This window comes from Methylomonas defluvii, assembly GCF_033949435.1.
GTDB classification, from domain to species: Bacteria; Pseudomonadota; Gammaproteobacteria; order Methylococcales; family Methylomonadaceae; genus Methylomonas; species Methylomonas defluvii.
Genome location: NZ_JAXARY010000006.1, coordinates 74,480 through 88,735 on the forward strand (window position 1 = coordinate 74,480; position 14,256 = coordinate 88,735).

A 14,256-nucleotide genomic window follows, 5' to 3' on the forward strand; every position below is an offset into this window, starting at 1 on the left:
TGAGTTCGGCCAACCTCCTTAAGAACAGCATTTCGCAACTAGCTGACGGCCCAAGGAATTATTCGTGAACTATTTAGACGAAATTAAATGCTATTTAAAAATCAAAATTTCCCAAATATTGATGCGGTGCCCTACCCATCACAAACCACTAAAAATACAACATGTGCCTAAAAACAAACCGAAGGTACTAATTTTAGGAATATATTTAGAATACAGAGAAAACACATTTAATCACCTGATAAGTGCGTTTAATCAATCAACAGCATGTGCGGTTGATCAAATCTGGGTATCATTGAACCCTAAAAACTCTCTAAAAGACAACCAAGCCGAATATAAAAACCACGCCAACCTAATTCTGGTTAAGCAGATATTTGAGCTTAAACCAAAATTTACGATATTAAATGAAATTCTAGAAGAGGTTGACATAAGCAAATACGATTATCTTGTCTTTACCGATGACGACATTTTTGTTGACGATAACTTTCTCGATGCTTTTATCGGATGGCAACAGCATTTAAACTTTTGCTTGGCTCAACCCGCCCGCACGAGAACCAGTACAGCTGATAATACATTTGTTGTTTCCAGGCCTTGGCTAAATGCACGCGAAACACATTTTGTTGAAATTGGCCCGCTATTTAGCATGCATAAATCAATTGTAAATGAATTACTACCGTTTGATCTTGAAAGTCCAATGGGATGGGGATATGACCTCGTTTGGCCAATAAAGGTGAGTGCATCGGAAAAAACCATGGGGATTATCGATGCGACTCCTGTACAGCACAGCCTGAGACCTCAGGGCGCGGCATATTCGACCGCAAAAGAATCTGTGCTAATGAATGAATATCTTTCAACAAAACAGCACCTAAACTTCCGAGAAGCCTGCACTATTGTTAAAAATTACTCAAAAATAAGCTTCCTCAAAAAATCGTTCAATTTATTTTAATGCCTATCTGTTTTAATTTCTCGAACAAAGCACCGCTTCATTCCGATCAGCTCCAACAAACTATTTACCTTATTGGCACTGCCCGATACTACTTAAACATAATAAGCGACACCATCATCGACTTAAAGATATAATAGCCCAACTACCAGCATTTATTTGATTCATCTTATGCATCACAATATTTCCGTTAAACCTTTTGTAATTTAATCGGCCTAATCGATGCTATGAGCTGCCTAGTTACCGTCATCATACCCACCCACAACCGCCCCGACCTTTTGGACGAAGCCATAAGCAGCGTAGCCAATCAAACCTTGGCGGATTTGGAAGTCATTGTCGTTGACGATTGCTCAACCCCTCCGGTAAACCCCGCTCAGATCCAGGAAAAGTTCGGAACGAAGATTAAAGTTTTGCGGCACCCAAGCTCTTTGGGGGGAGCCGCAGCGAAAAACACCGGCATCAACGCCGCTTCTGGCAAATACATTGCGTTTCTGGACGACGACGACCTTTACGCACCGACTTATTTAGAAAAAGCTGTTTCAACTTTAGAAAACCATCCAGAAATTAACACGCTGTTCATGAGCGTAGCTTGGTTTGGTCCAAATTCAAAATGGACGCACGAATCCTACACTGACGCCATGAACAAAATATTGGCAGATCTGGCTGGAACGCAAGTAACAGAAAGCCTACTGGAATTTGACGCAGACCGTCTATTCAAAGCTTTGCTAAAAAGGGTCCCTATGGCGTTTCAACGACCAGTGGCAACCAGGGAACAGGTTAGGCAAATCGGCTTATATCAGGAAGACTGCCTACTTTGGGATTGCGATTGGGCTTTGCGCGCTGCGCTGAATGGCCGATGCGGATTAGTGACAGAAGGCTTGTACCTGCAACGTAGCGCGGGCCAGGGATACTCGTCTCAGCCTCGCCGCCGGATGGATCACTCCTTATCCAATCTGGAAATAAAAAAACAACTGATTAAGCGAAATGTCAGGCCTGATCTAGCCAAGCTGATCAGGCTCAACTACATCCAATCCGCCCAAGATTTGAGTTGGGAATACATCAATCAAAACCAAGGCTTGCTAGCAGTCAAAACCATGATGGCCAGTTTCCAATACGGCATTCACTTTCTGCAGATTAAGTTTTTAGCGCACGCTCTTTATAGCTGCGGATTGAGTTTATTTTCTAAAATACGACGATAGCCTAGTTAGATTCCGAATCGAAACAAAAGGTAAAATGGATTTAGCAGCCTCAAACGCCGCAGCATCGCAAGCTTGAGCCTTAGTCGGCAATCAAGTATAGTTTCCAACCATGAACAATCAGAAAAACGAATTTCATAGTCACTTAGTTTTCATGCCAGCCATTGGCAGACAATTGTTCGGCCTGTCTTTAAGATTGCTGCCCTGAGGGGCGCACTCTATCCTCATTTAAACAATACCACCCTTTTCTGTTCCTCGGCCTCAGCGCCGAACATTTCATGAACGGAGTTCTCATGAAAGATAAATTAATTATATTCGACACAACTTTGCGCGATGGTGAGCAAAGCCCAGGCGCCTCAATGACCCGCGATGAAAAAGTCCGCATTGCCCGAGCTCTGGAGCGCATGAAAGTCGACGTCATCGAAGCCGGCTTCCCAGCCGCCAGCCAAGGCGATTTCGAAGCGGTGCAAGCAGTGGCGGATGCCATCAAAGACAGCACAGTTTGCGGCTTGGCGCGGGCGCTGGACAAAGACATCGACCGGGCTGGCGAAGCCTTGAAAGGCGCAAACAGCTCGCGCATCCATACCTTTATCGCGACTTCGCCGATCCATATGCAAAAGAAGTTGAATATGCAGCCGGATCAGGTCATCGAATACGCAGTTCGGGCAGTAAAGCGCGCCCGCCAGTACACCGATAACGTCGAATTCTCCCCGGAAGATGCCGGCCGTTCGGAAGAAGACTTCTTGTGCCGAATCCTGGAAGCTGTGATCGATGCCGGAGCGACGACACTTAATATCCCGGACACGGTCGGCTATAGCATGCCTCAGCAGTTCGGTGCGACTATCGCCAATTTGATCAAGCGCATCCCCAATTCCGACAAGGCTATCTTCTCAGTACATTGCCACAATGATTTGGGCTTGGCGGTTGCCAACTCCTTGTCGGCGGTGATGAACGGCGCGCGGCAGGTAGAATGCACGATCAACGGTTTGGGCGAACGCGCGGGCAATGCCTCTTTGGAGGAAGTGGTGATGGCGGTGCGCACCCGCCAGGATTTCTTCGGCTGCGATACCGGCTTGGATGCGCGCGAGATTGTCACTTGCTCAAAGCTTGTGTCATCCATCACCGGGTTTCCGGTGCAGCCTAACAAGGCCATCGTCGGCGCCAATGCTTTTGCCCACGAATCCGGCATTCATCAAGACGGCGTATTGAAAAACCGCGAGACTTACGAAATTATGCGCGCCGAGGATGTGGGCTGGACCACCAACCGCATGGTTTTAGGCAAACATTCCGGCCGCAACGCCTTCAAAACCCGAATGGCAGAGCTGGGCGTGGACTTTGCCGGCGAAGCCGATTTGAACGATGCTTTTTTCCGCTTCAAACAATTGGCCGACAAAAAGCACGATATTTTCGACGAAGACTTGCAGGCCTTAATTTCCGAGCAAGGCTTCGAAGCGGAAGACGAACATATCAAACTAGTAGCCTTAAAAGTCTGTTCCGAAACCGGCGAAGTCCCTAACGCCACCGTCACGATACGTGTCGACGGCAAGGAAGTCACCGGCAGCGGGCAAGGCGGTGGTGCAGTGGATGCCAGCCTGAAAGCCATCGAAAGTTTGGTAAAAACCGGCGCGACTTTGGCGTTGTACTCGGTTAACAACATCACCACCGGCACGGATGCTCAGGGTGAAGTAACCGTCCGACTGGAAAATGCCGGCCGTATCGTTAACGGCTCCGGCGCCGACACCGACATCGTGATCGCCTCGGCCAAGGCTTACATTAACGCGGTTAACAAACTGCAAACGCCCGACCAACGTCAGCATCCGCAAAAAGGCGATGTCTGATTTTTGAGCCGCCATGGATAACGCGACCCGCTTGCAGTACTTGGAGGCGATGGGCATTGACGTCTGGACACCCAGGCGTCTACCCATCGCAGTTCCGCAAGCGGCCGTTCATTGTGAAAGTCGAATCGAACACGTAGTACCGTCTACCCCCTTTGCAGCCCACGAAGTTGAGCCTTCCGAGCAAACGGTATCAAGCATCATCGAAACCGTTAATATCGAATTTCCGCGACATCCTGCTTCGTCGCCATCATCACACGCCAACGATCAAATATGGAGAGACCTGCAACACGAGGTTTCTTTATGCGAAGCCTGCTCGCTGTGTAAAACCCGCACCCAAACCGTATTCGGTGTCGGCAATAAACAAGCAAGCTGGATGCTGATTGGTGAGGCGCCTGGGCAGAATGAAGATTTACAAGGCGAACCGTTCGTCGGCAAAGCCGGCCAATTATTAACCGAAATGTTGCGGGCGATAGGTTTAAAGCGGGAAGAAGTCTATATAGCCAATATATTGAAATGCCGGCCGCCGAATAACCGTGATCCGCAAGCCGAAGAAGTCGCCGCCTGCAATCGCTTTCTGCAGCAGCAAATCGAATTGATACAACCGAAAATAATTTTGGCGGTAGGCCGGATTGCTGCGCAAAGCTTGCTAACCACCCAACAACCTCTGGCAAAATTACGCGGCGTTCAACACCAATTACACGATATTCCGCTGATTGTCATTCATCACCCGGCTTACCTATTGCGCTCGCTACTGGAAAAGGCAAAAGCCTGGAGCGACTTGCAGTTTGCGCTGTCGGTCTATCAAAAACTAGAAAAATAAGACCATGTGGAAACTGTTACATAAACTGAAAGATGCAGTGATTTACGATGCGGACCGCGAGTTTTACGCCAAGGTGTTTCCAGACTCGGTAGATAGCAAAGACTTAATGCGGATGCGCAAAATGGATCATGCTGATTTAACCAGCGTCTTAAAGATAGAAGAGTTAAATTACGAATTTCCGTGGTCGGAAGGGATATTTAAAGATTGTTTCCGCACCATGACTTACACCAGTTGGGTGTGCGAGGCGCCAGATGACAACATAGTAGGCTATTGCATCATCAATGTAGCCGCTGGCGAAGCTCACATTATGAACATCAGCGTCAACCCTGACTTTCAACGCCAGGGAGCCGGCCGCAAAATGTTGGAACACTTAATCGAATACGCCCGGCCCCGCGCTGAGAAAATATTCCTTGAGGTGCGCCCCAGTAATCCTGGCGCCATCAATTTGTATCGAAAAACCGGTTTTCGCGAAATCGGCACCCGTAAGAATTATTATCCGGCCAAAAACGGTCGCGAGGACGCGATTATGTTTGAGTTGGATCTGGTACCTATGCTCTAGCCGGGTTATGTAGATTCACTGTCGGCCTAAATTATCCCGCCAACACTATTGCTCGGAAACGGTAACCGATCCGATTAGGGCCGTACATTGGGCGTTTAACAAGTTATACAGCCGGATATTTTTTCAATCTATTTTTCAATTGCTGAGTCTCTTGCTTCAACCAATTTGCCGTTTGGACTCTGAGGTCAATTTCGTAAAGATATATTGGACTTGCTTGAAAACCAGCATCACGGGTTTTAAGCGAGTTGGATTTACCGAATTTAGTTTTCATCGTAATTCCCTTAATTGAAGCTTGTCTAATCCCCACAAGCAATTGAATTCGTTAACTTACCAATACTGCTCAGAAAAGTAACTAGTCGTACCGAAAATTTAGGTTGCTAACATTCGGCAAGAGGTACAAAGCAAATATCACACCATTTTCTGGCAACGGAATGGCCTTCGCCTGCTCGAACGATCTGCGTAAATAAGACTATTTTTTCAGCGCAGTATTGCCATAAGTGACAGTTACCTGACATTTTTGGTCAGTAACGCAAAAGATCGCTTATCTTTGCCTCATACGTCGACGCACCAAAGCCTAAAGCTAATCTGTTAGGCTGATGACGAGATCGTTTGATTACACAAACATAGCGCCACCACCAAGCTATGGCAGTTCAAATGAATAAATTTGTAAAATTTAATTGACTTTAAGAAAGCGAACCAAGGGTTTGTTTTGGATGATTTTGTCCACTTTTTCGAAAACACGCCATCTACAAGAGTGACCAAAACACTGTTGAGTTTTAGCAAAAAGGTGGCAGAATCGGTCCAGCCGATAGCTTTTGGGAGGTCTTATGAAAATACTTGCAGTACTGATACTCGCCGGACTTACTTATGGTCTTGCGTTATTCATACTTGGAATAATCAAAGAATTGGCGGAATTCGCCGTTGAGGCATGGCGTGACGTTGAGATAGGAAGATAATTTTATTTAATATCAGTCAGACCGATATCTTTAGTTTTCAAGAATGCATTAAATTGTCAATTAGACAAGCAGAGCCGGGAACAATACCCGGCTTTTTTGTATTCGTGGTTTTCTCGTGCAAATATCTAAACTATAAATACGGGTAATCTTGAAGGCGGCATGGTTTTTATTGGCACGCTATTTGGCACAAATGCCGCCTGTCGGGCCGTCGATTTAGATAACAGTCGCCCGCATTCCGTACAGATAAAATTCCCGGTTGGCGACCCGTAGGCGAATTCCATGGTCAAGTTAGAGTGGTCGCAATAATTGCCGTCTGTATTGCTGGTTATTGGTATCGCTTTTAAATTGTCCATAATTTTTCCTTATAACCGTCTAAGCTAGATTTGTATGTCGGTACTTTATTCAGACTTCCTTAAATCTAGATTATGTGTAAATTAAGATTGCATTATTAGTGGCCCGAGCAAATCCGGCCACGCGCTAATTTGCCATGATTTTTTAAATTTGCCGACATAGTTGGCTCGTTACGCTTAATCGGTCTTAATGCCTTATCTGCAGCCCAAATTGCGCCGAGAATCCCGTGTTCACGATTGGTGAGATTTTACCGGCCGGCTTTAAACTTCAAGGCATGCGCCATCACTTGATAGATGTAACTTTGCTCTTGTACGCCATGAAATAAATGCGCTTTGGGACCGAACGCGAAAATGGCCACATCTTCGGCGCCGTGCGTTTCGCTGCCTAGCGGTACAACGGCTTCCTGCAGAAAATCGGGATGCGTGGTATCGACGGCGCTTAGATCGGGGCGGCCTTTTTGACCTCGATAACCCGGACCGTTGGCGTATCCCAACGTCGCGTAAGGCAATCCGTTACTGTCCTTGGCAAATCCCTTCTCGCCAGCTTGCTTGACTAAGCCCAAAATAGGATTACCGCGTTGCGGATAGCCGGCGATGGTAAAGGTGTGGCTATGATCGGCGGTAACTATGATTAACGTATCCTGAGGATTGGTTTTTTCCAACGCCTTGCGTACCGCATTAGAGAGCTCGATGGTTTCCGTCAAAGCTCTATAAGCATTACCGGCGTGATGGGCATGATCGATACGGCCAGCCTCCACCATCAGCACATAGCCTTTTTTATTTTTCGACAATATCTCTATGGCTTTTTCGGTCATCTCGGTCAAAGACGGCTCTCCACCCTTATCGCGAAGCCGATCATGTTCGTATTCCATATGCGAACGTTCGAACAGCCCCAGCAAATGCTCGGTTTGCTTAGGATCTATCGCATCGAAGCCGGCTTTGTTATAGACATAGGCGGATTTCGGATACTGGGTTAACCAACGCTGGGTCAAATCCACACCATCTTTACGGCTACCAAACTTATCACTATCTTCCGGATCCGGCGTTGTTTCGGGCAAAAACATGCTGCGCCCGCCACCCAAAGCCACTTCCAGGCCATTGCCGTATTCGAAATCCAGTAATTGTTTGGCAATATCGCGAACGGTGGCGCCCGCAGGAATTTGCGCATCGGACTCCCAATCGCGTTCAGAGGTGTGGGCGTAACAAGCAGCCGGCGTGGCATGCGTAACTCGGGCAGTAGAGACCACGCCAGTTGATAGGCCTTTTTCCTCTGCTTGCTCTAGCAAGGTTTTCACCTTATAGGTATTGACGACCTCTGCACTCTTTTCCTGGCGAGCCACCTGCATGCCTACCGACAATTCGCCATCATTGGTTTTCACACCGGTAATAATCGCTGACATGGTCGGCGCAGAATCCGGAGTTTGTTGATTGGCACTATAAGTTTTCGATAACGCTACATAGGGAGCTGTTTCGAAACTTAGCGAATTTTCCTCGCCACCGCGATTGCCCGGTTTGCGCTGCCCCTCCAGAATACGCGCGGCGGTAATAGTCGAGATGCCCATACCGTCACCAATGAACAGAATGACGTTTTTGGCGAATGCTCGATTAGCTTCTAGTTGCTCAGCCGCCTTGATACGGTTTTGCCCCGATTCCAACCAGAATGCCGGCGTTTCCAAAACCGGTTCAGCCTGGGATGTCCCGGCCGCCAAGCTCAGTGTGCTTATCAGAATTGCGGATTTACAGTGCATAGGAAGCATAAGTACTTTTGAGGGATGTTTTTTATATCAATCGCCGCAGTTCTAAACGACTTCAGCACCTAGCTTTAAAATGCCCGCATTGAACCGGCGATACCAGATATACGTCACTAGCAGCAACACCGCCAACACCCCGAAAAAACCTTTGTCACCCAAGATGACGTAAGGCGTAAGACCACTCATCGGCACTATATAATCGGTTAAAGTCGTGGTGGTAAACAAAGGCGCTTGCTTACGTAGTGCCCCGTCCGGACCAACAAAACCGGTCACGCCGGTATTGGTCGCGCGAACCAGATAGCGGCCGGTTTCCAACGCCCGCATTTGCGCCATTTGCATGTGTTGATGCGGCTGCGAGGAATCGCCGAACCAAGCGTCGTTAGTCATATTGACGATATACGCTGCATCCGCCACTTGCCTGGCAACCAATTCACCGAAGGCATCTTCATAACAGATAGTAGTGACAAACGCATGACCGCCCGCCATCAACAAGGCTTGCCGGTCGCCACCGGCCGCGAAATCGCCCAGCGGTATTTGCAACTTATCCAATACCCAACCCGATAACGGCTGAAGCGGTAAATATTCGCCAAACGGCAGTAAGTGATTTTTATGATACAGGGCTTGTTTTTCGCCCAGGGTCATGACGCTGTTGTAATAATCCTTACCCTGCCCGCTACTGGGTAGCCCAACCACCAAGTCAACCCCATGCGCTTGCGCGGCAGTTTGTAGCGGATCGATGTAGAATTCTTTCACTTGCGACAGAAAGGCCGGAATCGAAGTTTCCGGCCAGATAATCACATCGGAATCCCAATGCTGTTCGGTAAGTTCCTGATATAGCCTGAGTGTGTTGAGTTTCTGATTTTTCTGCCACTTCTGATCCTGGCCGATATTGCCTTGCACCAAGGTGACCTTGATCGGCGCGCCGACGGCTTGAGTCCACGCCACCGTTTGCAAATAGCCACCGCCTGCCCAAATTACCCCTAAAACCAGCAGCCCCGGCAAAGCCGGCAATTTGCCACGCACTAATTCGACTAAGGAAAAAGCCGATACCGCCAACAAAAACCCGACCCCATAAACCCCGGCCAGTGGAGCGTAACCGGCCAACGGCGTAGATAGTTGGCTGTAAGCGATTTGCAGCCACGGAAAACCGTTCAACAACCAATAACCGCGAAAATACTCGACGGCTACCCAAGCAATAGCGGCAGCTATTATGCGTAGCCAAACCCCGGAAAAGATTGAGGCTTTGGCGATAAACCAGCCTGTCAAAGCCGGAAATAAGGTCCAAACCGCTACCAACAGAGCCGTCAACGCTATCGAGCTATACGGGTCGCAACCGCCGAAATCGTGAATACTGATATACGTCCACCAAATCCCCGATCCGAACAAGCCCAAACCGAACAAATAACCACTAAGAGCGGCCCTGTTCGGCGCCTGCCGCTGCCAAATCCAGTAAATAAAAGCTAAAGCGCCGATTGCGGCGTAAGCATAATCGTATGGCGCAAAGGCCAAGGTGAGCAATGCTCCAAAAACGGGAGCGGCAAGTTCCCATTTATAATTCAATATTCGCTTCATTACTCTGCTGTGTTTATTCGATGGAATCGGCATTTTATGCAGCTGCCGAGGTTTCGTAAAATCGGCAACTGCCTATAGCCGTCAATCTGAACTAAACTGAGTTTATGTTTTCAACACATCTTAACTCGCAAGTACATGACCGATAACGCATCACTGCCTTTTGAGCTGTCAACGGAATCCCTCGGCGGATGGATTAATTCACTAAGCGCGCTACCCGCGGCGAACGCGGCGAACCAGTTGAATCTGGTCCTTAAACAACTGAGTCGCTTTAACGGCACAGCCGCAAACGTATTGCCGATACTCGTAAACTTAACCCCGCTGACATTGCATTTATCCAATGGCTTGACCAACGCGGCGCGTTCCGAAACAGACATTGCCACCAACAGCAAAGCGCTGAAAATTGCGAAACTAGCCATCCAGTTACTCAGACATTTGAGCCTGGCTTTTTGCCGCACGGTCGAGACCAAACAACTCGATACATCGCTGACCCAACAAGCGATATTTTATGCCTTGCAGCTCGCGGGGTATTGTCTGCGCAGCACGGCGCTGTTTTACGAAATGCCGTCCACGACCTTGTGGAAAAAGAGCGGCCTGCTTTACACCATAGCCGGCGAACTGCAATTGTTAAAAAAACCGGTCTCGTCCAAACCGCAGGAATTCAAGTTACAAAGCACCATTGAAGCAGTCATCAAGCGCAACCTATTGTTTGCACTCAGCAAACCCAACCAATATTCAACAACTGAAATCAGTCAATTATTTCAGTTGGTCAGTCGGCATCAGGATCGCCTGGAGATCAGCAAAACCCCCAATCCGGATTGCCGTTTTATTTGGAATCTGGGCAGTGAACCAAGCCCTATGCCGCGTACTAACAGCACATTGCCACGCGGCTCGGTGTACATCAGTTGCCAGAACTTCGGCCATGCCTTGCAACTTGGCGAAATCGAGACCGAACTGAATTCAAACATGCAAACCAAACTGGCCTTGCACTTGACGGGATACAGCAATATTTTCGCATCGGTGGCCATCGGCCCGCCGATGCCGGCACACTTACTCGAGGGCTTCGTTGCGGTTAGCGCCCATCTACAAGGTGAAGAAAAATTATCGAAAATCATGAACCTGAGCTCGCAGTTATCGCGCGGAAGATCCCTGGCTCGCGATATGTCTCTAGTGCCGTTGGAGCATGAGAAAAGTTTCTACAAACCGTTAAATTCTTCGCTGATCAGTTTTCCCGAGCATGGCACCAGTCTGAGTCTGTTACGCAATGTCAGTAAACAATTTCTGGTAGCGGAAAGCCCCGCACCCAATTGTTCAACAGGCGATATTGGCTTACTTTGCCGGGAGCAGCAACCCGCCAAACTGGTGATAGTTCGCCAGCAAACGCTCTATGAAGATGTGACACTAATTTTGCTGGAACCTATTATCGGCAACATTACTATCCACGACATCGAAAATGCCGGCGACAGTAACAGCCAGAAAGCGATAGTCATCGGGATGGAAACCGCTCAACCTGAAGTGTTGTTAGCCAACAGCAAATACACGGTAGGCAGTAAAATCAAACTGCTATACGGCAACACCTTGTATTTGAAAGCTTGCGTGGAAAGTACGCCCTGGTTAGTGCGCTTCAAGGTCGGTGTTGATTTGTGACGCCATGCGGGACGTGAGCTGCTGCAATTTGATGTGACTCCGCGGAATCGCAATGGCCTTTTTGATCATCGAAGAAAATATCGGCGCCAAACGCTTTTAAAAACGCCCCCTTGGGCATGCCGCCTAAAAACAAGGCTTCATCTATCCTGATTCCCCAAGCCCGCAAGGTTCTGACGACCCGCTCGTGCGCGGGCGCGGCGCGTGCGGTGACCAATGCCGTGCGAATTGGCGACAAATCTTGATCGAAATGGGTTTGAATGCGGTGCAAAGCACTTAAAAACTCTTTCAATGGCCCGTCCGATAAAGGCTTATGCGCTTCGTTGCGCTCGTTGGCAGCAAAAGCCGCCAAACCGTGTTGCTGATAAATACGCTCGGATTCGTCGGAAAACAGCACCGCGTCCCCATCAAACGCAATCCGCAATTGCGGAGACGGATTGGCTACCGCGCCGGAGACAATGGTTGCGGCGGCATAGCCCGCAGCCAAGGCTTTTCTCACATCCTCACCATTGGCGGATAGAAACAAATGCGCACCGAAGGCCGGGATATATTCGTAAGGGGAGACGCCGCTGGTAAACGCCGCCCGGCTAATCGCCAAATCGTAGTGGTTGATTGAATTAAAGATACGCAAGCCGGTATCCGCGCTATTTTGCGACAGCAGGATAATCTCCACCAGCGGCGCACCGGGAAAGGCTTTGTTGATATCTAAAAACTTCTTGACCAAGGAAAAGCCGAAACCCGGCTGCAGAATTTCATTTTCGTGCTCAATCTGATAACGACAAAAGGCTTCCTTGCCTTGGGTTTCGAAAATCGCATGCGATTCATCCAGATTGAATAAGGCCCTGGAGGATACTGCAACTACCAGTTTCTGATTATCCATGATTAATCTTTATTGCGGGTAACCCACACCGAATCGAGATTGAGGGTTTTCTTGATTTTCGCCGCGTACGCCGCCGCTTCATATTGCGTTTTGAAACCGTCCACAAACAAACGATACCAGTTCTCCCCCTTGGATTCGGTTTTGACTACCTTAGCAGGGACGCCCTTGCCCGCGAATTCTTGGGCTTTACTCTTGGCGTACCAATCCTGTTTAAACGCAATTAAATTGACCGCCCAATTTTCTTCCACCGGTTCCGGCTTTTTCTTCTCCGGTTTAGGAGCCGGCGCGGCAGCTTGCGCTCGACCTTTTTCCAAGGCACTCACCTTGTTTTGCAAGGCTTCTATGGTGGCGCCTATTTGCATGATCTGGCTGCTGATTTCGGCAGAAGGCTTGGCTTGATCGCCGTTGGCTTTTGCCGCACCCGGGTCAGCATGCCCCGCCTTACTTAATTCAGCGATCTGAGTGGCCATCACACCATTGCTGACCGTCAATTCATCCAGCTGTTTGCGCAACATTTCCTTGTCCGCGGCATCGCTGGTGGGCGCGGCATTCACTTGTTCCTGCAATTTCCCGATAATAGTCACCAACTCGCCGACTTGCGACTTGGCAATCATGCCTTGTATGCCTAACCCAGTGCCAATCAGCAGCGCCGCCACCGCGATGCCGTTCGCCACATAGGCAGCTACCGGTTTTTTCGCCGCCAAGGCCTCCACGGCCCGCTTGGTTTTCTTCTGTTCGGTCTGCACGCTTTCCAGACTATCCAGACAACCCAGCAGCTCATTTTTACCCGCCGCCTCGGTTAAATCGTGGCGCATCTGCTGCTGATGCTTCTTGAGGTCGACGATATTCCGATTCAAAGCGGCAATTTCGCTGCTATGATCGATGACTTGTACCTGCGGCACCGGGCTTGCCTCAACTTGCTCGACCGCAACGGCAATCGGCGCTGTTTCCGGCTCGTTACTCTGGACAACAACTAATTCTTCCTCGCTGTCTTGCTCACTGACCGCAGCCGCCAATACAGGCTCCAAATCTGGCTCCGGTTCCGGCACGCTTGGTTGGACACTATTATCGGGTTCCTCCAAATCGGCGAACTCGTCGACAATTGGCGTTGCCGCTGGTGCATATTCGTCATCAGCCGAAATATCGAAATCCGCAATTAGAAAATCAGCATTACCGCCTGCCAAGTCAGCGTCATCGGAAAACTCGTCTATTTCAGCCATATTCTCCAGATCGTCCACCATAGTTTCCGGCAAACCGACTGCGGCCACCGGTGCCTCCTCGGCGAAATCGTCGATTTGCCCTACCCTTTCTAACTCCGCGACTTCTTCAAACACGTCATCAACCGGCACTTCTAAAAGGTCCTGCTGATTGACGGCATCGACGATGTCGACAAAGTCATCGTCAACTACTTGCTGCTCGCGTCCGGGATTAATGCCTAAATCAACCGCCAAATCGTCGCCAAACTCGTCAATATCGTCTGCCAAACTTGATGCAGCCTTAGGTTCATTCGCACTCAGTAATTCATCGATATCCGCGAACTCGTCGATTTCATGTTGCGCATCCGGCTCGAATGTCTCGTCGCCCACCAGCAAACGATCAATGGCTTCGTCATCATCTATCGTGCCAACCTGTTGTTCGGAGGGGTCGCCAATATTAAGCATGGCATCCAGATCGTCGGCAAACGCATCCAAGGTTTTTTTATTTTTACTAGCAGTCGATTCAGCCATGTTTTTTCTCGTTTAAGCTGCACACA

11 protein-coding genes are annotated in these 14,256 nt (G+C 48.9%); 6 read left to right on the forward strand and 5 right to left on the reverse strand.

The window, feature by feature from the left end; translation table 11 throughout:
• Positions 1–64: 64 nt before the first annotated feature.
• The 5 genes from QLH52_RS08200 to rimI all read left to right on the forward strand — a co-directional run bounded on the left by QLH52_RS08200 (position 65) and on the right by rimI (position 5,353).
• Positions 65–943, forward strand: coding sequence for a glycosyltransferase family protein (locus QLH52_RS08200; RefSeq protein ID WP_319961201.1), 879 nt, complete (start codon positions 65–67; stop codon positions 941–943).
• A 224-nt stretch (positions 944–1,167) separates the two neighbouring features.
• Positions 1,168–2,139 carry a glycosyltransferase family 2 protein gene (locus tag QLH52_RS08205; RefSeq protein ID WP_319961202.1) on the forward strand — a complete coding sequence of 324 codons (972 nt, stop codon included), beginning with the start codon at positions 1,168–1,170 and terminating at the stop codon, positions 2,137–2,139.
• Positions 2,140–2,429: 290 nt separating this feature from the next.
• Positions 2,430–3,974, forward strand: coding sequence for a 2-isopropylmalate synthase (locus QLH52_RS08210; protein ID WP_033158855.1), 1,545 nt, complete (start codon positions 2,430–2,432; stop codon positions 3,972–3,974).
• Between the two features lie 13 nt (positions 3,975–3,987).
• On the forward strand, positions 3,988–4,794 hold the full coding sequence (locus tag QLH52_RS08215) for a uracil-DNA glycosylase (protein ID WP_033158854.1): 807 nt from the start codon (positions 3,988–3,990) through the stop codon (positions 4,792–4,794).
• Positions 4,795–4,798: 4 nt separating this feature from the next.
• Positions 4,799–5,353 (forward strand): ribosomal protein S18-alanine N-acetyltransferase, encoded by a 555-nt coding sequence (gene rimI / locus QLH52_RS08220; RefSeq protein ID WP_033158853.1) that lies wholly within the window; start codon positions 4,799–4,801, stop codon positions 5,351–5,353.
• Positions 5,354–5,456: 103 nt separating this feature from the next.
• On the opposite strand, the gene QLH52_RS08225 is transcribed toward rimI, so the two are convergent.
• The 3 genes from QLH52_RS08225 to lnt form a co-directional block, all read right to left on the reverse strand.
• Complete coding sequence (locus tag QLH52_RS08225) at positions 5,457–5,624, reverse strand: hypothetical protein (RefSeq protein ID WP_165385923.1); 168 nt, start codon at positions 5,622–5,624, stop codon at positions 5,457–5,459.
• A gap of 1,283 nt (positions 5,625–6,907) precedes the next feature.
• Entirely contained in the window at positions 6,908–8,407 is a 1,500-nt protein-coding gene (locus QLH52_RS08230; RefSeq protein WP_319961203.1) for an alkaline phosphatase, read from the reverse strand.
• 51 nt (positions 8,408–8,458) lie between these two features.
• Positions 8,459–9,982 (reverse strand): apolipoprotein N-acyltransferase, encoded by a 1,524-nt coding sequence (gene lnt, locus QLH52_RS08235; protein WP_319961204.1) that lies wholly within the window; start codon positions 9,980–9,982, stop codon positions 8,459–8,461.
• A 237-nt stretch (positions 9,983–10,219) separates the two neighbouring features.
• Here lnt and QLH52_RS08240 point away from each other — a divergent pair, with 237 nt between their 5' ends.
• Entirely contained in the window at positions 10,220–11,626 is a 1,407-nt protein-coding gene (locus QLH52_RS08240) for a hypothetical protein (RefSeq protein WP_319961205.1), read from the forward strand.
• Here QLH52_RS08240 and QLH52_RS08245 read toward each other — a convergent pair.
• Together QLH52_RS08245 and QLH52_RS08250 are read right to left on the reverse strand one after the other, a co-directional pair.
• Positions 11,604–12,503 carry a 5'-nucleotidase gene (locus QLH52_RS08245; protein ID WP_319961206.1) on the reverse strand — a complete coding sequence of 300 codons (900 nt, stop codon included), beginning with the start codon at positions 12,501–12,503 and terminating at the stop codon, positions 11,604–11,606. The two genes, QLH52_RS08240 and QLH52_RS08245, sit on opposite strands and share 23 nt — an antisense overlap.
• Before the next feature lie 2 nt (positions 12,504–12,505).
• Positions 12,506–14,230: an SPOR domain-containing protein gene (locus QLH52_RS08250; RefSeq protein ID WP_319961207.1), complete on the reverse strand. Its 1,725-nt coding sequence runs from the start codon at positions 14,228–14,230 to the stop codon at positions 12,506–12,508.
• Between the last annotated feature and the right edge of the window lie 26 nt (positions 14,231–14,256).

Bases quoted from the DNA above. Each gene is read 5' to 3' on its own strand.
- QLH52_RS08215 (WP_033158854.1), top strand. From the start codon at position 3,988: ATGGATAACGCGACCCGCTTGCAGTACTTGGAGGCGATGGGCATTGAC.
- QLH52_RS08250 (WP_319961207.1), bottom strand. From the start codon at position 14,230: ATGGCTGAATCGACTGCTAGTAAAAATAAAAAAACCTTGGATGCGTTT.
- QLH52_RS08205 (WP_319961202.1), top strand. From the start codon at position 1,168: ATGAGCTGCCTAGTTACCGTCATCATACCCACCCACAACCGCCCCGAC.
- QLH52_RS08225 (WP_165385923.1), bottom strand. From the start codon at position 5,624: ATGAAAACTAAATTCGGTAAATCCAACTCGCTTAAAACCCGTGATGCT.
- QLH52_RS08210 (WP_033158855.1), top strand. From the start codon at position 2,430: ATGAAAGATAAATTAATTATATTCGACACAACTTTGCGCGATGGTGAG.
- lnt (WP_319961204.1), bottom strand. From the start codon at position 9,982: ATGAAGCGAATATTGAATTATAAATGGGAACTTGCCGCTCCCGTTTTT.
- QLH52_RS08245 (WP_319961206.1), bottom strand. From the start codon at position 12,503: ATGGATAATCAGAAACTGGTAGTTGCAGTATCCTCCAGGGCCTTATTC.
- QLH52_RS08230 (WP_319961203.1), bottom strand. From the start codon at position 8,407: ATGCACTGTAAATCCGCAATTCTGATAAGCACACTGAGCTTGGCGGCC.
- rimI (WP_033158853.1), top strand. From the start codon at position 4,799: ATGTGGAAACTGTTACATAAACTGAAAGATGCAGTGATTTACGATGCG.